An 18,600-nucleotide genomic window follows, 5' to 3' on the forward strand; every position below is an offset into this window, starting at 1 on the left:
GCCGTAGGAATTCCAGACTGTGGCGAATTCCACGCCGATCGCGCCAGAGCCAATGATGACGACCGATTTCGGTAATTTCTCCTGCGTGATCGCTTCCAGATAAGTGACGATCTTCTCCCCATCCACCTTCCAGGCGGGCGGAACCATCGCGCTTGCCCCCGTCGCAACGATGATATTTTTTGCAACTAAAATGCTCTCGGCGCCGTCCTTCGCGTCAGCATCCTTTAGGGCGGCGACGACTTTAACGGTATCTTTTGCAGTTAATTTCGCCGTGCCCATATGGACATCGATCTTATTCTTCTTCATCAGGAAGTCGATCCCCTTGACCAGGCGGTTCGAAACCTGGCGTGAGCGTTTAACCGCCACACCAAAATCGAGCGTTAAATTCTCAAAAGAGAAACCCAGTTCCTTGCCGCGTTCACGCAAGGTATGCGCCACATCAGCGTTTTTCAGCAGCGACTTTGATGGGATACAACCGACATTCAGGCAAACCCCGCCCAACCATTGCTTGTCAATAATTGCAGTTTTCTTCCCCAGTTGCGCGGCACGGATGGCAGCCACATAGCCGCCCGGCCCTGCGCCGATGACGACAACATCGTAATTATTTTCCATATTGAAACTCCTTTTTAAGCCCCCACCTGGCCTTCGCGAAGCATACTCGCAGAGTGCCCCCGCTCGCGGGGGAGGGACTGTTCTCCCCCTGTGAAACGGGGGGAGCTAGAGGGGGCATATATTAAAACAACCTATCTGAGCAATTGTAGCGCAGACGGGTCGCATTTGCTATATTTTCTGCATATGAATCGAGCTATACAGCCAAAGCCAATTCCTTAATAAATTTCGCGCCCTCATCCATCGCCTTGAAATTGTTTGGCAGGGTATTTTTATGCCGCTCAGGGATATGCTCTTTAAGAGATTTTTTAACAATCTCCAGGGGAAGAATTTCCTCGGCCTCAAGCAACGCCCCGATCATGAGCATATTCGCCAAACGCACGTTGCCGATCTCCTCGGCCATCTCTGAGGCGGGAATATAAATATCCCGTACACCTTCGCGCTCTACTTTGCGGGGAATGAGGGAGGAATTGACGATCAACAGGCCACCACTCTCAATCAGGGGTTCATACATATCCAGCGAGGGGAGATTCAGCGCAATTACGGAGGAGGGATTACGCGTCAGGGGCGAACCAATTTCTTCATCCGAGATGATCACGGTGCAGCGCGCAGTACCGCCGCGCATCTCAGGGCCATAAGAGGGGATCCAGGTGACCTGCTTGCCTGCATCCAAAGCAGCATAAGCCAAAACCTGCCCGGCAAATAAGGTCCCTTGTCCGCCAAATCCAGAAACAATAATACTGGTTTCCATAATTATCTCCATCTTTCTTCACCACAAAGGACACAAAGGGTCACAAAGTGAAAAATAAAAAGTTTTTTCTTCGTGGGACTTCGTGCTCTTCGTGGTTATTTTTTATGCTTTTAAACTCGAATTGCCCTCACTTCGGGAAGGACTTTGAAATCGTCCAACGGGTAATAGGGGACCATATGATCGCGAATAAAATCAAGAGATTCCACCGGGGACATTTTCCAGTTCGTCGGGCAGGATGAGAGCACTTCCACGATGGAAAAGCCCAGGCCTTGCTCCTGAACTTCAAATGCCTTTCGAATGGCTTTTTTTACCTTCCGAATATTGGCGGGATTATGCATGCTTCGGCGGACCACATAACTAGCCCCATCAATAGTAGAAAGCATTTCTGCCATGCGAATAGGGTAACCCGCTAGCTCCACGTCACGCCCCAAAGGAGAAGAGGTAGTCTTCATTCCGGGCAAGGTTGTGGGAGCCATCTGACCGCCTGTCATCCCATAGATGGCATTGTTGATGAATACCACGGTGATATTTTCGCCGCGTATCGCTGCGTGGACAATCTCGCCCATACCAATTGAGGCCAGATCACCATCACCCTGATAAGTGTAAACAGTGTTATTTGGCGAGACACGCTTGATACCGGTTGCCATCGCCGGGGCTCGTCCGTGGGCCGCTTCTACAAAATCGTGGTTAAAGTAATCGTATGCAAAGACCGAGCAGCCTACTGGCGCAACACCGATCGTCTTCTCGCGGATTCCCATTTCATCCAAAACTTCTGCCACCAAATGATGTACTGTGCCATGCGTACAACCTGGGCAATAATGCGTTGTAGTATCCGTTAGCGATTCTGGTCGCTTGTAAACAATTTCCATTTTTTCAAAACCCATTATTCACCTCACTACCCTGATTCTGCGAGCATCTTTTTGCGACACATGCGCCGCACTACGTACTTTGCACACCGTCCCGGTATCCTTCGGGAGTGCAGGTGAGCAGTCTCTCTCACTGTCAAAGAGATTGCTTCGGCGGTAAAGCGGCCTCGCAAAGACAAGTCTTTTTGTTTTTTTTGAAATGGATAAACCTGAAGTATCTTATCCATTATTCGCCTCTCGCAATTCTTTCTTCAAGGCGTTCCAGCCATTCGACCCGCTCCATCCCGTCCGGGATATTTTCATTATTCTGATTGACACGGCGAATCTCGTCCAAAATTTCATCGGGGAAAGGTGTTATCCCGCCAATGCGACCATAAAACTCAATCGGGACGCGCCCGCCAACGGCCTGCTTTACGTCTTCCAGCATCATCCCGGTGTTCATTTCTACCACTAAAATACGCCTGACACGTTTACTCAGTTCTTCGATCGCTTTCTTCGGGAAGGGTGCCAATGTGATCGGACGGAACAGCCCCACTTTGATCCCCTCCTCCCTGGCAGTATGCACGGCTGACAAAGCAACCCGTCCCGCAACACCAAAACTGATGATTCCAATTTCGGCGTCTTCCAATGAATGCTCCTGAAAACGCACTTCATTCTTCTGAATTTCCATCCAACGCTTTAACAGGCGGATATTGACCACTTCTTCATCGGGTGGATCGATGTAGATAGAGGTAAGAATATTCGGTTTACGATCTTTGGCGCCATACACCGCCCACTCAGGCGGTTTTTCAGGAAGCTTTCGCATGGGGGGCAGCTCAGCCGGTTCCATCATTTGCCCGAGATTACCATCCACGGCAACAAATACGACAGAGCGATATTTTTCTGCCAGATCAAAGGCAAGTGCGATATAGTCTATTGCTTCCTGTACTGTGGCCGGTGCCAGGACAATGGGAAAATAATCACCATGCCCGCCGCCTTTGACCATCTGGTTATAATCACTCTGCGAAGGCGCAATATTACCCAAACCCGGACCACCGCGCATCACATCTACGATCACTGCTGGTACTTCTGTCCCGGCGATATAGGAGATACCCTCACTCATTAAACTAAGGCCAGGGCCAGATGTTGCTGTCATCGTGCGTTTACCAGCACAAGCCGCACCATAGACCATATTGATCGCGGCGACTTCACTTTCAGCCTGGACAAAGCCACGTCCCAAGGCAGGCATTCGTTTTGCCATATATTCCAGAAATTCTGTTGAGGGTGTAATCGGATAACCAAAAAACCCTTCAACTCCAACGCGGACTGCCGCCTCGGCAAATGCTTCATTGCCCTTTAGTAATTGTTTTGCCATCTTGCCATACTCCTTAAAACTCTACTTTTTCCTGCGCTGTGGGGCTTCGCGATAAACCGTGATGGCTGCATCCGGGCAAACTATTGCGCAAATCACACAACCTGTGCACCCTTCCGCAATTAAGTGGGCGGGATGGTAACCTTTTGGTGTCAGGTGTTCCATATCCAATGCAATCACATTTTGGGGACAAGCATCCACACAAAGGCTGCATCCTTTACAGTGCATTGGATCTACGACAATTGTGCCTTTTAGAGCCATATTTTGAAACTCCTTTTGTAGCTCCCACCTAGCCTTCCCCGCTCTCGGGGGAGGAACGCGGGTTCTCCCCTGTTTACGGGGGGAGGTAGAGGGGAATAATAGAAAAAAATAGGGCAGGATGTATTCCTGCCCTATCTGTATATGTGACTATTCAAGCCGCAAAATAATTATCCCGGCTATATCCAGTACTTTTAGTTCGCTGCCATCCACTTTGGCAGCATCTTCCCTACTTGATAAACAGGAGCGATTGCCTTGGCAAAGCATCTTAAAATCTTCGCTCCATCTTTTTACGGGCATTTAATAATCTCCCTGGAAACAAGAGTTTGTTGTTAAAAGAAATCAGCCTGGTTAAAAGTCACTGGACAAGTCCAAGCATTAACCATGCAAAGCCAACTATAACAAGTATTCAGGGAAAGGCACAAGGTCCATTCCTACTATTTTAAGCATAACATTCATCGGTTATTTTTATAGATGTTCACTTAAGTTTGGTAATTTTCTCTACCTAAAACGTCCCGCAGGTTCCCGTAATTCAGATTTTAAAGCAACACAAACCTGCGGGACGCTCATAACCTGGTTATCTGAATATCAATAAATCACGTGGAAGTACATGCAATGATTAAGCGGAAGGTCATGCAGGTAATACGGACTATTATCGTAAAATATGTTGGATGTGAATTTAACGAGTCGGTTTAAGTATTCAATTCATAATCTATTATTACGCCGGAGGCAGTCTATGAAAAAACTATCTCGCCGAATGATGATAATCGGCATCATTATCGTAGTAGCAGCAATATCATTTTCTATTACCACCGAAAGAGCCTATTCATCCGAGCTTGGTGAATCCCCGGATTGGACAACCCTTACAGAGGCTGGTGCTGCAGAAGCTACCTACCATCAGGGAGAAAATATCGCGGCCTTACCTCCTCCACCCAACCAGGACCCCTGCCTCCATTGCCATATTCTCGGGGAAGAAAAAGGGATTTGGACACCTCTGATCCGTTGGGTGACCTTTGGTTCAATGGGATTGATCTTCCTTTTCGGTACTGTCCGAAGCCTTAGTGTTTGGAAAAGCCGAGAGCAGTGGAAACCCATAGCCACTCGCGTTTGGGAATGGATTGATGAACGCTATGACCTGAAAGACCCGCTCTCCAAGTTTCTCAACAAACCTGTTCCGCAATGGCAACGACGATGGTGGTATTGTCTGGGCGGGCTGACAGCCTTTCTTTTTGTCGTCCAGGGCGTTACCGGCACGATGCTGGCCTTCTATTATCAGCCCACGCCGGAAGGAGCATACGCCAGTATCCAGTTTATTGAAACACAAGTACGCTTTGGCGCTGCAATAAGGGCGATCCATCACTGGTCTGCAAATGGCATGGTCTTGATGGTTGTCGCGCATATGGCCCGCGTTTATGTAAATGGCGCTTTTCGAAAACCTCGAGAGCTTAACTGGGTCAGTGGCGTTATTCTCTTTATTACTACAATGGGATTTGGCCTCACGGGTTATTTACTCCCTTGGGATCAACGAGCTTACTGGGCAACCACGGTAGCCACAGAGATCGCCGGAGGCATCCCCGCTATCGGTGAATTGGCGCTCGTCTATATGCGTGTGGGATGGAATATCACCTCCCTGACACTGAGCCGATTCTATGCGCTTCATATTCTGATTTTGCCTGCGCTAATTGTCGGCATGATGCTCTTGCACTTCATCATGGTGCGCAAACAAGGCATCCATAAACCTTTATAGGCAGCTGGAGAAATCACATGACTGAAAGAAAACCTAAAGACGATTCAACCGTCCCCTTTTTCCCGGATCATATTACTCTCGAGGCAAAAGTTGCCTTAGGCTTTGGAATCCTGCTCTTCATCATCGGAGCTGTTGCCCTTTGGTATCCCGTGGGATTAGGCGAACCTGCCGATCCAATGGTGACGCCAGAGCACGCCAAACCGGAGTGGTACTTTCTATTTCTGTATCAGATGCTGAAATTCGTCCCCAAGACATTTGGCGCTACAGCCCCTGTGGTCGCAGTTTTCCTGCTAATGCTGTGGCCATTTATTGATCGAAAGCCTGATACAACTCATAAAAGCGAACGTAACCGCCTGATCATCGCCGTCGTTTTACTGTTGCTTATTGGTGCATTGTCAGTCTGGGGAGAGGTAAGTTAATCATGAGCAAAATTACAAGACGTGATTTCTTAAAAATGACGAATAAGGTATTAGGCGCGATAGGCCTGACCGCTCTGGCTGTTCCTGTACTCGCCTTTTTCTTCCCCCCGAATTTGGAAGAAACGCCCTCTGACCCGGTCCTGGTTGCCCCCGAAAATGATCTGCCTGTCGGTGAGGGGAAAACTGTTGCCTTTGGACGTTACCCTGCGCTGGTGATTAATACAAAAGAAGGGCTGAAGGCCTATTCAGCGGTATGCACACATTTTGCTTGTCTTTGCACATGGAATGCTGAAATTGAACAAATTGCCTGCCCATGTCATGAGGGTTTCTTTAATCCTCTGGATGGCGCAGTCATTTCTGGACCGCCCCCAACACCCCTGACAGCCCTGCATATAGAGGTGCTTGATGGGAATATTTACGTCAGCGCTGGAGATGAATCATGACCGTCGAAACTCCCGTAACCGAAAAAAAACAATTTTGGCCTCAAGTACTCGATTTCTTCGTATTCAGTATCTTGCAGGCACGCGTATGGAAGAAGATCTATCCCGGCATCATGCACTTCCTGCTCTTCTGGGGTGTCAGCATTCAGATCATTGGCACAGCCATCAACCTGATGCAGATGAAACTCTTCACACCCTTTGAGTTGACAATTCCACGCGAGGGTGCCTATTTCTTCTACGAATGGATCATGGACCTGGCTGGGATTTTCATTCTGGTTGGCGTGTTTATGGCTGTAATTCGACGTTTGGTGATGAAGCCCAAATATCTGGGTTATAAATGGGATGATTATTTCGCGGTTATCCTGCTCACCTTGATGGCCTTGGCCGGATTCACCACCGAAGCGATGCGATTGACCAGTGCTGCGCCAACCTGGAGTGGATACTCCTTTATGGGCGTTATTGTCGCAGGTTGGTATCAATCCTGGGGACTCACCCCTGAAATCGCTTTTCGCTTGCAACCATTTTTCCTGCTGGTACATACCTTTCTCGGTTTAACATTTGGTGCGGCCCTGCCTTTCACAAAAATGCGCCACATGCTCATGGCACCGCTCAATATCCTGCTGCGCCCTCGTCGGGCAATGGGTGCTTTGGAGAAAATTGAAGATATTGAGAATATCGAGGTTTTAGGGGTTGGCAATATCAACGAATTCTCTTCGCGGGAATTGCTTTCTTTTGATGCCTGCCTGGATTGTGGGCGTTGTGAAGATGTTTGCCCGGCAACAGCCAGTGGCATGAATTATTCACCACGCACATTATTGCAGGGATTACGGCAGAACGCATTCAGCTCTCTGATCAAGAAGAATGGGGGTGGCTCGCCGGAATTGCCCGCTGAAATGTTTGCTGAGGGTACATTATGGGCTTGCACAACCTGTGGCGCTTGTCTGACGCGCTGCCCGATCTTCATCCGCCCGCCCGAACGTGTTGTTGACCTGCGCCGCTATCAAACCCTTTCAACCGGCGAGATGCCCAAATCTGTGGGCGACACATTGCGGAATATGGAACGCCAGGGAAATCCGTGGGGAATGCCTCCACAGGATCGCATGAAATGGGCTGAGGGGTTAAATGTACGCGAACTCTCCCCCGGCGATGAAACAGATATCCTTTTCTTTGCTGGCTGTGCCGCCGCATTTGATGAGCGAAACAAGAAGGTAACCCAATCCTTTGTCAAATTGCTCCAAAAAGCCAACGTCGATTTTGGTGTCCTCGGCATGGATGAAGCTTGCTGTGGTGAAACTGCCCGCCGCATGGGACATGAATATATTTTCCAGGTGATGGCTGAACAGAACATTGAGATATTCAACGAGATTAAATTTAAACGGATTGTCTCTCAATGTCCCCATTGTCTCAATACCTTGAAAAATGAGTATCCGCAAATGGGTGGAAATTTTGAAGTGATCCACTCCAGCCAATTATTGACCGAAATTGCAGATGATCTGTCTTTGGATCAGGCTGAGGGCAATGGCGTTCAGGGTCGCCTGACCTATCACGACTCCTGCTATCTGGGACGCTACAACGGAGAGTATGAGGCACCCCGTGATTTGCTAGACAAAGCAAAAACAGATCGGGTTGAAATGGCTCGTTGCGGTGAAAATAGCTTCTGTTGTGGCGCGGGTGGCGGTGGCATGTGGGTTGAAACAGATACTGATAAACGCATCAACCAACGACGTTTACAAGATGCCCTCGATGTGGAAGCAGATGTAGTGGCAACAGCCTGCCCCTATTGCCTGACCATGTTCGAAGATGCTCTCAATTCCAAGGGCATGAGCGAAAATATTCAGGTTCTTGATATTGCTGAAGTTCTCGAAAAACAATTAGATGGTGCGAAAAAGTAGCAAAACTAAATTCCATTAAGTTTCTAGATTAATTAGTGGTTTAAATTAAAAAGAGTCAGACGATAAAATTTGTCTGGCTCTTTTAATTGCTATAAGACTTCTTGTGAAAAATTTTTTCACTGCGCTTCCTGCGCCGTCCTCGGCGCAGGCTCTCTTGATAAAGGCCGCCGCACTCTGCGAGTATGCTACGCGAAGGACGGCGGTTAGAGCACAACTACAAGAGGTTTATTGGCTAATATCTTCCACATAATCTTTTGCCTCCATACAAACCGGCGTTAAATTATTGGAGAGATTCCCCCAATCCAGGACATCATTTTCATCTAGTGTTTTGCCAATCGCAAGAGAGAGACATCCAGCTCCGGCGTTGTAATCTACAAGCGTAAATTTCCACATATCTTCATAGCTGGTTGTTTCACCAGGTTTTTCATCTGTATTATTATGAACGACACGCCCGGTTTGTTCGCAGCTTCCCAACAAGGTATGCGCAAAAACCTCTACACTGAATTCGGCCTGAGTAATATCAAGTCCAAGAGGACAATCAACACAGGTTGCATTGACGCTGTAAACCAGTGCTCCGCGTATTCTTTCTTGCTCATCTTCATCCAGAAACAAATAGCCTGCTTCGCACTTTTCATCACTCAAAACAAGGGGACAGAATTTTTCAAAGAAGACCGGGTTCCATAAAAAGGCAATATCAGCCCCGTTTTCAGTCAATTGTCCCAAGCCCACATCGTTTCCTGCGTTGAATATACCCGGCCAAAACTGACTTTCCCGAGCAAAGAGCCGTTTCAGCAAATTTGCCGGGATGCTGGTCTCCTCTGCCGATTTCATAATCAAGGTGTCAAAACGGTTTTGCCATTCACTCATTGCGGACTGGGCAATATCGAGACCACAAGCAGTTGCCTGTCCGTTGAAGTCAAGTCCAAAATCAGGGCATTGGCTGGCATCTACAATATTTCTTGAGATCAAATTTCCAGCAAGATAGGCATAGGAATAATCAGACTCGAGATCAGAAATTTTTTCAGGGGTGGAAAGCCATTCTGGTGCGCCCCCAACGGGAGGGAAGGCGTCCCAGCTCTCAGCACAACTCGCATTTGCTTCACCGCGCCACTGCGAGCTGAGAATATCCACATACCAGAATTGGTCACTCTCATCATCTTCAGCAAGGCTCACTCGCAAACGTGCATCGAAGACGTGGCTGCTATCGCCATAACTGGAGGTGGCCCAAAACGTGAGGCTTACACCTTCGTCATCTGTTTCAGAGAGAGGCAGCTCGCAGTACGTACCGTTGCAGGAGAAAGGTTCCCCATCGAGTTCACCAGTAATGCGGATTATTTCTTCACCAGAAAGAGGTTCATCGCCGCGCAGAGCAAGCGCCGGGGGGGATTCGCAACGGTTTGTCGTCGATTCGATAATACAACCCTCGAGATCCAGCCATACAACGGAAGGGGGCAACGCAATGGAGATTTCCCGCTGGGCAGGCGCGCTGGAAGCAAGATGCATATAGTAGCCAGGACATTCTTCGGGGCTGTGTTGGAGAATTTCGACGGGACAGGCATTTTGATTAACCCAGGCAGTGTAGAGATCTTCCCCGCAATCTACATAGACTTCGTCCAGGGTTGGCAAATCTTCGTGTTCAATATTGATTTCACAAACGATCTCACTGTCCTCCCAACGCAAGAGCCACCATTGATAGTTGGTGTAGTTCTCAGAGATGTAGGTAAAACGATCAGGACCGGGAGGGATATCAGACGCGGCAGAAGCGCTTCCTGTGCTGAGCATGGCGGCAAACCAACTCAAAAGGAAGACAAAAACCACCCCGCTATTCACCCTTCGCTTCTGAACTACCATAACTTCTATCCATATGGAGGAAATCTTGATTTCATTATAGCAGATAGAAATTTTTTTTTACAAAAACAACTTACAAACCGATATCACCAATGAGGGCAGATTTTGAACGACCTGATGATCATAATATGCCTGAAAGAGCCACCACACCAAAACCAGTGATGATCAGACCAGAAATTTTATTGATCCATGCCATGCCATCTGCATTGATCTTTTTCTGAAAAAAGCTTGCGCCGCTGCTCAAAAGCGTCCACCAAAGCATGGAACCTATGAAGACTCCCAGGACCAACATGATTGCAGAGATATAATTCCCATCTGAATTAACAATTCCCATCCCTGCAAAAATCGCTACAAAAGAAAGGATCGTAAGCGGATTGGTAAGGGTCAGAAAAAAAGTGGACAGATAAGCCCTAAACAATCCATTTTCTGTACCTGGGTTAGCTACACCTGTTGTTTTTGCCAGGAAGGTTTTAATTCCCAAAAAAAGGAGAAAAACTCCACCAATGAGCCGAAGCCAGTTTTCTTGATCGACCAGGAATTGAGAGATGAAGGTCAGCCCAAAGCCCGCGATGCATCCATAGATGCCATCGGCTGTTGCCGCCCCCAATCCTGAAATAAACCCTGCGAGGCGCCCCTTAGCGAGGGTGCGATTAATACATAGTACACCAATCGGTCCTACTGGGGCGGCGATGGAGAATCCAATCAGAATCCCTTTGAACAGAAATGCTGGTTCCATATAAATACTACTCCTTTTATCGCTCCACGCTTACTACAGTGCCAAGCCGATTCAAATTCAAATTCCACGAGCTGCCAAGCTGGAACTGCCGATACTCATCCAGATCGTCCGGGGCGTAGTCGATATTTCCCTTCTCGGTGCTAAAGTTGACCGAATAATCTATATCCTCATTTCCCAAACGTTGTTCATTGCTCAAGGAGGGGCTGGCATAGCTGGGATTGTAATCGTTACCATCCATCGTAAATGTCTCAATGGTTTGCCATTCCAATGCCGTGTAGGAGCAATATTCTTCGTTCTGAGTGTCGCAAGATTCCACTTCCTCGGCGAAGCCATTCCCTTGATCGACTAATTCTGTGGTGCAGACCTGTTCACTCTCTGTATGACAAGAGACATCATACGCATCCGAGGGCACGCTACCTGTCTCATTATCATGGCGCACTTCCTGCTGCTCTTGCACTGCAATACTCGTCTGCCAATGCACATCGCTAACTGTGCCTGCCACACTCTCACTGGGGGCAAAGAGAAAAACAGCACCAGCTACGCATAAGGCAATCACAGCCAAAACTGCACCGATAATACATCCTCGCTTCTTTGGTGATGCTTTTTCTTTCGCGCCTCCAGATGCTTTTATCCCTTTTGCATCCGACTGAGCTGAGGCAAGCTTTTGCTGTGCCAGCGGGGCACCACACTCTGCGCAGGTATGATTCGAGGAAGTATTTTCCGCATCACAATTTGAGCAGCGTATCTTTTGCTCTGCCGCTCGTTGGTGGACCTCACCACCAGCCTTACGGCGTTCACCCTCGGCCAGATCTCCTCCACACTGGGAACATATTTCTGCATTACCAGGGTTGCGCGTATCGCAAAATCCGCAATGAATATCCGCACCTGATCTGGCGGCTTTTAGCGATTTTTCATCACTCACATATTTCCGTTCAGCGGGTGCAACAAATTCGACATCGTCAGGTTGGGGCGCACCGCAACTCAGGCAGCTCTGCTCCGGCCCCGGATTACGCCCATCGCATTGTGGGCATTCCCATTCAAGTTGGATAAACTTGCCTGATCCTTTGCTCATAATCACTCCTTAATCTAACTGATGTAACTCACGCACAGCCTGGATGAGATTTTCAATATTTGGTTCGGGATAAGGCGACAAGTCACCCCTTCCGTTCGTGAATTCTCGGCCTGCTTCCGCTAAAAAAACAGCATCCACACCCTTCGCTACATTTCGCGCGTCGTAACCACCCTCCAACGCAAAAACAATTTTACCGCCACAAACTTGATCTGCCAATTCAACCAAATGTCGTGATATTTCAAAGAATCCTTGTGTGGATAGCCCCAGCTGTGTCAGCGGATCGCTCCAATGCGAATCAAAACCTGCCGAAACAAAGATCATTTCCGGTCGAAATTTGCGTACAAAGGGAGTGATGACCTCCTCGGCTATTTGACGAAAACGGATATCCCCGGTGAAGGCGGGCAAGGGTAGGTTGATAATACGTCCGCGTGCATGGGGAGCATCTTCCAGATGGCCTGTGCCAGGGTATATACCTCCCTGATGGATGGAGAGAAATCCCAAACTTTCGTCGTCGAGAAAAGCTGCCTGTGTCCCGTTGCCATGATGAGCATCGAAATCAACCACCATGGCTCGTTCTGCACCTCGTTTCAACGCATCTTTCGCAGCAATGGCTATATTATTGAAGATGCAAAATCCCATTGCGTGGGTCGGCTCAGCATGATGTCCCGGTGGGCGGACAAGAGCAAATGCATTTCTCGCAGCACCATCCCAAACAGCGCGAGTGCAGGCCAGGGTCGCGCCCGCAGCCAACAATGCGTCATCAAAGGAGCTTGAAGTCACATAGGTCGGAGCGTGGTCGATCAATCCCGGGGATGCGATTTCAAGAGCCTGGATCATACCTGGCTTGTGGACGCGACTAATTTCATCCAGCGTGGCTGGTACGGTGTCAAGTTCTTTTATCCCTGAATGCGCAGCAAAAATTTCATCCAATAACCTAAATCGTTCCGGCGATTCCGGATGTCCGCTTTGGTGGTGGTGTGGAGAGCGGAGAAGACTATATACGGTTTGCATGGCTTTATTATACAGGGATTTAAATAAAGATCGCCAAGCATAAAAACTTGGCGATCAAGGGGGAGGGACACCACCAAATTGTTTAGCATGGGGGGGGCATGCTATTGGTGGTTAACACTTACTTGATACCAGTAAAAGGGAACGTAAGTGCCATTACAGATAATATACATCATATTTACCGTAATTATATTAAAACAAAATTAGAGTTTTTCTGTTGGGGGTTTTTTTGATGAAAACAGGTCGAGCCATTGTTCTACTTCTTGCCCTGAGAGAGATTTATCTTCAACGGGATCGCTCTGCGTAATCAGTTTTGTCTCTTCGATCTGCTGTGCGAACTCATCTGCTGATATATGGCTGGCACGAACCGACTTTGCGCTGGTAATCACCTCCCGATCGGAGGAAACCACTGTCCAATTGCGGGCGGCGTTTCCCATTTTCTGCAACCGGGCGCGGATGGCATCATCGGCTGAACGCCCCTTGCGAACGAAATGCGCCGTCACGTAACCAAATTTTCGTTTGCCATTTTGCCCGGGTGGAGCGCCATCAAAATAGACCTCGACCCGTTTTTTCTTGACGCGACAAAATTCACGCAAGATTTCCACCAATGCCATTTCATCGTCGAGTGCATCGAGGTGTAATCCCACGCGGGGAATCAGGTTATGTCCGTCAATGATATAGGGCATCTGTCTATTGTACACCTTTATAAAAAGGGTGGGCGACCGGTCGGTCGCCCTTGTTAAGACTACGCCAGCGCCACTTCTTTTGTCGTGATCTCAAAGGAAGGCGGATTTTCAAAATGCTTCTTCACCGCACATTGTTCCGCTGAACGGATCAGCGCGGGACGATATTTTTCAGGGAACTCAGGTGGAACCTGTATCTCCAACTCAATTTTCCCGACCAACCCAGTTATCGGGTTGCTATGCATGCGCTGGGCGATCCGAATTCCATCGGTTGAAAGCCCACGCTGGCGACAGAAGCCAAGGACGTAGATCCCGGCACAGGTTCCAAGTGATGAAAGAAAGAGCGCGAAGGGTGTCGGGGCCGAGTCTTCGCCACCACCCACCGTCGGCTGGTCGGTTTTGACAGTAAAATTCGCAAAATGCGCATCTACCCGTGCGCCGCCGGGAAGGTCAATGATCATTTCCATTGGTTAATACTCCTGGTTAATTAGTTTGTTCAACAATATTTAGATGATATAAATTCAAAAAAGTTACAAAACCTGGCCAGGATGTTTCGTAAACATAGAAGGGCAGTATAATCATATCAATCAAAGAAATAGGAGAAAATAATGACAGATCAATTTAATAGTAGGAAAATCTCTTCGGAGGATGGCAATATTTTTAAGAATATGATTCTCCGGGGCAAGCTGATTTTACGTTTAATGAACGACAGCCGGGTCAACGGGCTGATCAAACTGCTCCCCCTGGGATCGCTGGCTTACCTTATCTTCCCTTTCGATTTCATCCCTGGAGGCCTGATAAATCTAATCGGGGCAGCTGACGATGTTGCTGTGATGTGGTTTGGGTTCACCCTCTTCCTTGAGCTTTGCCCTGCCGATGTTGTCGATGAACACATCTCCCTGCTGACAGGGCGCGTCACTCCAACCGATGAAGGCGACATTGTCGATGGAGAAGTGGTCGAATTGGAGGAATAAAGGTGAGTGTGATGAAAAAGCTGATTTTCGGATTGATCGCAGTCATTCTTCTTACTGCCTGCTCAAGCCGTCCCGCTCCTACACCTCAACTGGCCCCCGACATAGCTACGCTTCCCCCATCCCCAACGGAGGCCCTTTCCCCCGAGCTGAAAGCGGAGAGTGCGGCTCCCGAACCCACTGCCGAGCCTGCACCTGAAGCACCCCCTTCTGTAAGCACATTCCCCGATGCAGCAGAAGTTCAATGGGAGGTGGTGGCAAATGGCCTCGACCAACCCCTCGATATTCAACACGCCGGTGATAATTCGGGGCGTATCTTTATCGTTGAACGCGGCGGAAAAATTCTTGTACTCGAAAATGGCTTTGTCCTGGAAGAGCCTTTTCTCAATATTGGGAATAAGATCGCCACCAGAAACTCAGAACAAGGCCTGTTGGGGCTGGCCTTTCACCCTGATTACGCTGAAAACGGATATTTCTTTATCAACTATTCAGACCGCAACGGGGATACGGTCATCGCCCGCTACCAGGTATCGGGAAACCCGAACCAGGCCAACCCTGATAGCGAAACTGCTTTTATCCACGTCGATCAGCCTTTTGGCAATCATAATGGCGGTGGGATGGCCTTCGGCCCGGATGGATTCCTTTACATCGGCCTCGGTGATGGCGGCTCGGCGAACGATCCGCGGGGCAACGGTCAAAACTTGAACACTTATCTTGGCAAACTATTGCGGATCAGCGTAGACAGCACTGAGCCCCCATATGGCGTTCCTGCTGATAATCCGTTCAATGATATTCAACGTAGTGAGATTTGGGCCTTAGGATTACGCAATCCCTGGCGTTTTAGTTTCGACTCGTTAACGGGTGATCTTTATATCGGCGATGTCGGACAGAATCAATGGGAAGAGATTGACTTTTTGCCCGCAGGTTCGCCAGGCGGCGCGAATTTTGGCTGGAACTATAGGGAAGGGCAGCATCCTTTCTCGGGTGAACCACCCGCAGGAACGGAGTTGATTGCTCCAGTTGCAGAATATGACCATGGGCAGGGCTGCTCGGTAACAGGTGGTGTGATTTATCGTGGTACGGAGCTGCCTGAGTGGCAGGGTCTCTATCTATATGGAGATTTTTGTTCAGGAAGGATTTGGGGCCTGTTGCAAATAGATGGGATCTGGCAGACACAAAAATTAATGGAGGCCGATTTCTCAATTGCCAGCTTTGGACAAGATCAGGCTGGAAATATCTACCTGACAGATTATTCAACAGAATCGCTTTATCGCCTTGTCAGAAAATGAGAAGCTTTTTGTCATATCACAAAAGGATTCCTGTCACTGGTGAATTTGTCTGACATCTTCTAAACTTGTTGTGGTTAACACCACAACTTTTCCTCCTTTTGAGTTGGTTGAACAATCTCGCGAAAAGCGCGGGATTGTTCGTTTAAGGGAGGATATTTTTATTATTTCCAAAAAACCGGGCTACATCAGTAGAGGCCGGATTTGCAAAAATTGCATCCGGTTCTCCCACCTGGCGCAGTTGATTCTTCATGATCACTGCCATCCGAGTAGCCAGTTGTGCAGCTTCGGGAAGATCATGTGTCACGAACACAGTTGTCGTGGAAGTTTCATTTAATAATTTCCCCAAATCATCCAAGAGTTGCGCTCGTGTGGGAGGATCCAGTGCAGAAAATGGTTCATCGAGCAGGAGTAATTCAGGTTCCAGGATCAACGCCCGTGCGAGGCTGACGCGCTGTGCTTCGCCACCGGAGAGCTTTCCCCCTCGTCTCTCTGATAAATGCGCCACTCCCAATCGGTCCAGCCAAAGCGGTACTTTGATCTTGATTTCATTTTTTTCCACCCCCCTAAAAAGCAGTCCGGAGGCCACGTTTTCGAAAACTGATCGATCAAATAAAAGCGGATCCTGCATCACCAGCGCGATACGGCGACGATAAATCGTATCAGACTCCATCTGGACTTGTTTATACGCTGCAGAATGCTTGTCGCTAAATAATATTTCTCCTCGCTCTGGCTTAAGCAGGCGGGCCAACGCCAGAAGCAAGGTGCTTTTTCCTGCTCCATTTGGACCAACGACGGCCAAGACCTCCCCATAGAGAATATCCAACGCGGGAACATGCAGGACAGTATCTTTGCCGCGCTGAATCTCCAGATCACGTATTTTGACAAGAGCATTTTTCTCCACAGTTTTCACAGATTTTTTGCTTTTCTTCGTGCTCTTTGTGTTCCTGGTGGTGAGGCTTTTTTTACCCGTCATCTTGCCCCTTTTTGTTGGATCCAGGTTAATGCCCAGTTAACCAAAAATGTGATCGTAAGCAGCAACACGCCAAGGGCGATGGCGATATCAAAATTGCCTTTGCCTGTTTCCAACACTATTGCCGTCGTTAAAACCCTGGTCTGGTGACGAATATTGCCGCCCACCATCATTGAGGCCCCCACTTCAGAGATGACCGAGCCAAATCCTGCCATTAATGCGGCCAAAAGCGGCAGACGCGCCTCCCGCCACAACGCCCAGATCATTTGCAAGCGTGATGCTCCCAAGCCATAGAGTTGAAGCTGTAGACGCGGATCAAGCGATTGCAGAGCGGCGGCTGTCAACCCTATCACGACCGGGGCGGAGATGACCGTTTGTGCAATAATGATCGCCATGGGTGTATAGATGAGGTGCAAATCACCAAAAGGGCCCGATCGCCACAGCATCATCGCCACAAAGAGACCGACGACGACCGGGGGCAATCCCATCCCGGTGTTGACAATGCTCAGGAAAAAGGAACGCCCCCAAAATTTGCCCAGTGCGAGCATTGTACCTAGTGGCAGTCCAATTAAAAGGCTAATCCCCGTCGCAAGGGCGGAGATTTGCAGAGAGAGAATTGTGATTTGGAAGACTTCGGCGTCGAATATCATATTGGTTTACTGTAGGGGCGACGGCCCTTCGCCCCTGCGTATGAAAGATTATAAACCTAATTCTGCATCGGTTTTATCCGCATCTGGGAAGAAGAGGGGCTGCCCATATTTATCGATCCCAAATTCTTTGATGATAGCTTGAGTCTCGTTGCTGGTCAAAAATTCGGCAAAAGCAAGTGCAGCTTCATAATTGGTGTTTTCCCATAGATCAGGATTGACCGTCATGACATGGTAAACATTCAGCAGGATCTCATCCCCTTCAACCAAAATCTCGAGTTCAAGATTATCCCGGATGGCAAGATAGGTGGCGCGGTCAGTCATTGTGTAGGCCTGCTTTTCAGAGGCGATGATGAGGGTCGCACCCATGCCCTGTCCGGATTCGATATATCCATCCCAGGCAGGAGTCAGATCCGCACTTGCCCACAGGGATCTCTCTTTCTTGTGCGTCCCCGAGTCGTCGCCGCGGGAGACGAATCCGGCTTCAGTGTTGAATATATTGCTAAACGCCTCGCCAGCCGAAGTCAAGGAGCGAATCTCTGCGGGATCATCGGCAGGACCTACAATCACAAAATCATTATGCATGATGAGCATCCGATCTTTGCCAAAGCCCGCATCCATCAAAACCAGTTCTGCAGAGGGTGCGTGGACGAGAAGAACATCTGCATTACCTTCTTCTGCCATCTTTAGGGCGGCACCGGTGCCAACCGCTATGGTCTGAACGGTGTAGCCACTCAGCTCTTCAAAGAGAGGCACAAGCTCGTCAAGGAGGCCAGAATCCTGCGTGCTGGTGGTCGTGGCAAGGATCAGATTGGTATTCGCTTGCACAGTAGATCCACAGGCGGTCAGTGACAAGATGAGCAATAAGGCAGTGATGACAAAATTTTTCGGTAGTGGCTCAAAATAAATGAAAAGACGATTCTGCGAGGAGGGCGACAGCCCGACGAAGTAGTCTCGCAATATATAGATTTCTCTAAATTGGACGAGCTTGCTTCGCTTCGCAATCTCCGCTCGCACGAGTGCCCTTAAGGGTAAATTCACAT

General features: G+C 48.7%; 21 protein-coding genes. 6 read left to right on the top strand and 15 right to left on the bottom strand.

Going from position 1 to position 18,600, the window contains the following annotated elements; genetic code table 11:
- From AC3DOM_RS01215 to AC3DOM_RS01240, 6 genes are all read right to left on the bottom strand, one after another.
- Positions 1–612: FAD-dependent oxidoreductase (locus AC3DOM_RS01215; RefSeq protein WP_487917195.1), on the bottom strand; the 612-nt coding region annotated here is incomplete at its 3' end.
- 193 nt (positions 613–805) lie between these two features.
- The gene (locus tag AC3DOM_RS01220; protein ID WP_487917196.1) at positions 806–1,360 is read right to left on the bottom strand and encodes a 2-oxoacid:ferredoxin oxidoreductase subunit gamma family protein; all 555 of its coding nucleotides are present in this window, start codon (positions 1,358–1,360) and stop codon (positions 806–808) included.
- Positions 1,361–1,470: 110 nt separating this feature from the next.
- Positions 1,471–2,244, bottom strand: coding sequence for a thiamine pyrophosphate-dependent enzyme (locus AC3DOM_RS01225; RefSeq protein WP_487917197.1), 774 nt, complete (start codon positions 2,242–2,244; stop codon positions 1,471–1,473).
- A 208-nt stretch (positions 2,245–2,452) separates the two neighbouring features.
- On the bottom strand, positions 2,453–3,580 hold the full coding sequence (vorB, locus tag AC3DOM_RS01230) for a 3-methyl-2-oxobutanoate dehydrogenase subunit VorB (protein WP_487917198.1): 1,128 nt from the start codon (positions 3,578–3,580) through the stop codon (positions 2,453–2,455).
- A 21-nt stretch (positions 3,581–3,601) separates the two neighbouring features.
- Positions 3,602–3,838: a 4Fe-4S dicluster domain-containing protein gene (locus AC3DOM_RS01235; protein ID WP_487917199.1), complete on the bottom strand. Its 237-nt coding sequence runs from the start codon at positions 3,836–3,838 to the stop codon at positions 3,602–3,604.
- Positions 3,839–3,985: 147 nt separating this feature from the next.
- Positions 3,986–4,135, bottom strand: coding sequence for a hypothetical protein (locus AC3DOM_RS01240; RefSeq protein WP_487917200.1), 150 nt, complete (start codon positions 4,133–4,135; stop codon positions 3,986–3,988).
- 436 nt (positions 4,136–4,571) lie between these two features.
- Between AC3DOM_RS01240 and AC3DOM_RS01245 the strand changes: the two genes are divergently transcribed.
- The 4 genes from AC3DOM_RS01245 to AC3DOM_RS01260 are packed head-to-tail and all read left to right on the top strand — an operon-like array spanning position 4,572 to position 8,333.
- Entirely contained in the window at positions 4,572–5,582 is a 1,011-nt protein-coding gene (locus AC3DOM_RS01245; RefSeq protein ID WP_487917201.1) for a cytochrome b, read from the top strand.
- Between the two features lie 17 nt (positions 5,583–5,599).
- On the top strand, positions 5,600–6,001 hold the full coding sequence (locus AC3DOM_RS01250) for a cytochrome b family protein (RefSeq protein ID WP_487917202.1): 402 nt from the start codon (positions 5,600–5,602) through the stop codon (positions 5,999–6,001).
- Between the two features lie 2 nt (positions 6,002–6,003).
- Positions 6,004–6,444: a QcrA and Rieske domain-containing protein gene (locus tag AC3DOM_RS01255; RefSeq protein ID WP_487917203.1), complete on the top strand. Its 441-nt coding sequence runs from the start codon at positions 6,004–6,006 to the stop codon at positions 6,442–6,444.
- Complete coding sequence (locus tag AC3DOM_RS01260; RefSeq protein ID WP_487917204.1) at positions 6,441–8,333, top strand: heterodisulfide reductase-related iron-sulfur binding cluster; 1,893 nt, start codon at positions 6,441–6,443, stop codon at positions 8,331–8,333. Before AC3DOM_RS01255 ends, AC3DOM_RS01260 begins: the two co-directional genes overlap by 4 nt.
- A 225-nt stretch (positions 8,334–8,558) precedes the next feature.
- On the opposite strand, the gene AC3DOM_RS01265 is transcribed toward AC3DOM_RS01260, so the two are convergent.
- The 6 genes from AC3DOM_RS01265 to AC3DOM_RS01290 all read right to left on the bottom strand — a co-directional run bounded on the left by AC3DOM_RS01265 (position 8,559) and on the right by AC3DOM_RS01290 (position 14,147).
- Entirely contained in the window at positions 8,559–10,184 is a 1,626-nt protein-coding gene (locus tag AC3DOM_RS01265) for a hypothetical protein (protein WP_487917205.1), read from the bottom strand.
- Positions 10,185–10,302: 118 nt separating this feature from the next.
- A complete protein-coding gene (locus AC3DOM_RS01270) occupies positions 10,303–10,917 on the bottom strand; it encodes a LysE family translocator (protein ID WP_487917206.1) in 615 nt (204 codons plus the stop codon).
- A gap of 16 nt (positions 10,918–10,933) precedes the next feature.
- On the bottom strand, positions 10,934–11,989 hold the full coding sequence (locus tag AC3DOM_RS01275; RefSeq protein WP_487917207.1) for a hypothetical protein: 1,056 nt from the start codon (positions 11,987–11,989) through the stop codon (positions 10,934–10,936).
- A 9-nt stretch (positions 11,990–11,998) separates the two neighbouring features.
- Entirely contained in the window at positions 11,999–13,000 is a 1,002-nt protein-coding gene (locus AC3DOM_RS01280; protein WP_487917208.1) for a histone deacetylase family protein, read from the bottom strand.
- A gap of 200 nt (positions 13,001–13,200) precedes the next feature.
- The gene (locus AC3DOM_RS01285) at positions 13,201–13,683 is read right to left on the bottom strand and encodes an NYN domain-containing protein (protein WP_487917209.1); all 483 of its coding nucleotides are present in this window, start codon (positions 13,681–13,683) and stop codon (positions 13,201–13,203) included.
- Positions 13,684–13,742: 59 nt separating this feature from the next.
- The gene (locus AC3DOM_RS01290) at positions 13,743–14,147 is read right to left on the bottom strand and encodes an OsmC family protein (RefSeq protein WP_487917210.1); all 405 of its coding nucleotides are present in this window, start codon (positions 14,145–14,147) and stop codon (positions 13,743–13,745) included.
- A 141-nt stretch (positions 14,148–14,288) separates the two neighbouring features.
- On the opposite strand from AC3DOM_RS01290, the gene AC3DOM_RS01295 reads away from it, so the two are divergent.
- Together AC3DOM_RS01295 and AC3DOM_RS01300 are read left to right on the top strand one after the other, a co-directional pair.
- Positions 14,289–14,654: a YkvA family protein gene (locus AC3DOM_RS01295; RefSeq protein WP_487917211.1), complete on the top strand. Its 366-nt coding sequence runs from the start codon at positions 14,289–14,291 to the stop codon at positions 14,652–14,654.
- Positions 14,655–14,665: 11 nt separating this feature from the next.
- On the top strand, positions 14,666–15,940 hold the full coding sequence (locus AC3DOM_RS01300) for a PQQ-dependent sugar dehydrogenase (RefSeq protein WP_487917212.1): 1,275 nt from the start codon (positions 14,666–14,668) through the stop codon (positions 15,938–15,940).
- Between the two features lie 142 nt (positions 15,941–16,082).
- On the opposite strand, the gene AC3DOM_RS01305 is transcribed toward AC3DOM_RS01300, so the two are convergent.
- From AC3DOM_RS01305 to AC3DOM_RS01315, 3 genes are read right to left on the bottom strand one after another with little or no spacing between them, the layout of a single operon-like run.
- Positions 16,083–16,913: an ATP-binding cassette domain-containing protein gene (locus AC3DOM_RS01305; RefSeq protein ID WP_487917213.1), complete on the bottom strand. Its 831-nt coding sequence runs from the start codon at positions 16,911–16,913 to the stop codon at positions 16,083–16,085.
- Entirely contained in the window at positions 16,910–17,560 is a 651-nt protein-coding gene (locus tag AC3DOM_RS01310) for an ABC transporter permease (RefSeq protein WP_487917214.1), read from the bottom strand. Before AC3DOM_RS01310 ends, AC3DOM_RS01305 begins: the two co-directional genes overlap by 4 nt.
- Positions 17,561–17,608: 48 nt before the next feature.
- Complete coding sequence (locus tag AC3DOM_RS01315; RefSeq protein WP_487917215.1) at positions 17,609–18,598, bottom strand: ABC transporter substrate-binding protein; 990 nt, start codon at positions 18,596–18,598, stop codon at positions 17,609–17,611.
- Between the last annotated feature and the right edge of the window lie 2 nt (positions 18,599–18,600).

The sequence above is a fragment of the Candidatus Desulfolinea nitratireducens genome, assembly GCF_982879505.1.

Coding starts and splice junctions, on each gene's coding strand:
- AC3DOM_RS01220 (WP_487917196.1), bottom strand. CDS start 1,360: ATGGAAACCAGTATTATTGTTTCTGGATTTGGCGGACAAGGGACCTTA.
- AC3DOM_RS01225 (WP_487917197.1), bottom strand. CDS start 2,244: ATGGGTTTTGAAAAAATGGAAATTGTTTACAAGCGACCAGAATCGCTA.
- vorB (WP_487917198.1), bottom strand. CDS start 3,580: ATGGCAAAACAATTACTAAAGGGCAATGAAGCATTTGCCGAGGCGGCA.
- AC3DOM_RS01235 (WP_487917199.1), bottom strand. CDS start 3,838: ATGGCTCTAAAAGGCACAATTGTCGTAGATCCAATGCACTGTAAAGGA.
- AC3DOM_RS01240 (WP_487917200.1), bottom strand. CDS start 4,135: ATGCCCGTAAAAAGATGGAGCGAAGATTTTAAGATGCTTTGCCAAGGC.
- AC3DOM_RS01245 (WP_487917201.1), top strand. CDS start 4,572: ATGAAAAAACTATCTCGCCGAATGATGATAATCGGCATCATTATCGTA.
- AC3DOM_RS01250 (WP_487917202.1), top strand. CDS start 5,600: ATGACTGAAAGAAAACCTAAAGACGATTCAACCGTCCCCTTTTTCCCG.
- AC3DOM_RS01255 (WP_487917203.1), top strand. CDS start 6,004: ATGAGCAAAATTACAAGACGTGATTTCTTAAAAATGACGAATAAGGTA.
- AC3DOM_RS01260 (WP_487917204.1), top strand. CDS start 6,441: ATGACCGTCGAAACTCCCGTAACCGAAAAAAAACAATTTTGGCCTCAA.
- AC3DOM_RS01265 (WP_487917205.1), bottom strand. CDS start 10,184: ATGGTAGTTCAGAAGCGAAGGGTGAATAGCGGGGTGGTTTTTGTCTTC.
- AC3DOM_RS01270 (WP_487917206.1), bottom strand. CDS start 10,917: ATGGAACCAGCATTTCTGTTCAAAGGGATTCTGATTGGATTCTCCATC.
- AC3DOM_RS01275 (WP_487917207.1), bottom strand. CDS start 11,989: ATGAGCAAAGGATCAGGCAAGTTTATCCAACTTGAATGGGAATGCCCA.
- AC3DOM_RS01280 (WP_487917208.1), bottom strand. CDS start 13,000: ATGCAAACCGTATATAGTCTTCTCCGCTCTCCACACCACCACCAAAGC.
- AC3DOM_RS01285 (WP_487917209.1), bottom strand. CDS start 13,683: ATGCCCTATATCATTGACGGACATAACCTGATTCCCCGCGTGGGATTA.
- AC3DOM_RS01290 (WP_487917210.1), bottom strand. CDS start 14,147: ATGGAAATGATCATTGACCTTCCCGGCGGCGCACGGGTAGATGCGCAT.
- AC3DOM_RS01295 (WP_487917211.1), top strand. CDS start 14,289: ATGACAGATCAATTTAATAGTAGGAAAATCTCTTCGGAGGATGGCAAT.
- AC3DOM_RS01300 (WP_487917212.1), top strand. CDS start 14,666: ATGAAAAAGCTGATTTTCGGATTGATCGCAGTCATTCTTCTTACTGCC.
- AC3DOM_RS01305 (WP_487917213.1), bottom strand. CDS start 16,913: ATGACGGGTAAAAAAAGCCTCACCACCAGGAACACAAAGAGCACGAAG.
- AC3DOM_RS01310 (WP_487917214.1), bottom strand. CDS start 17,560: ATGATATTCGACGCCGAAGTCTTCCAAATCACAATTCTCTCTCTGCAA.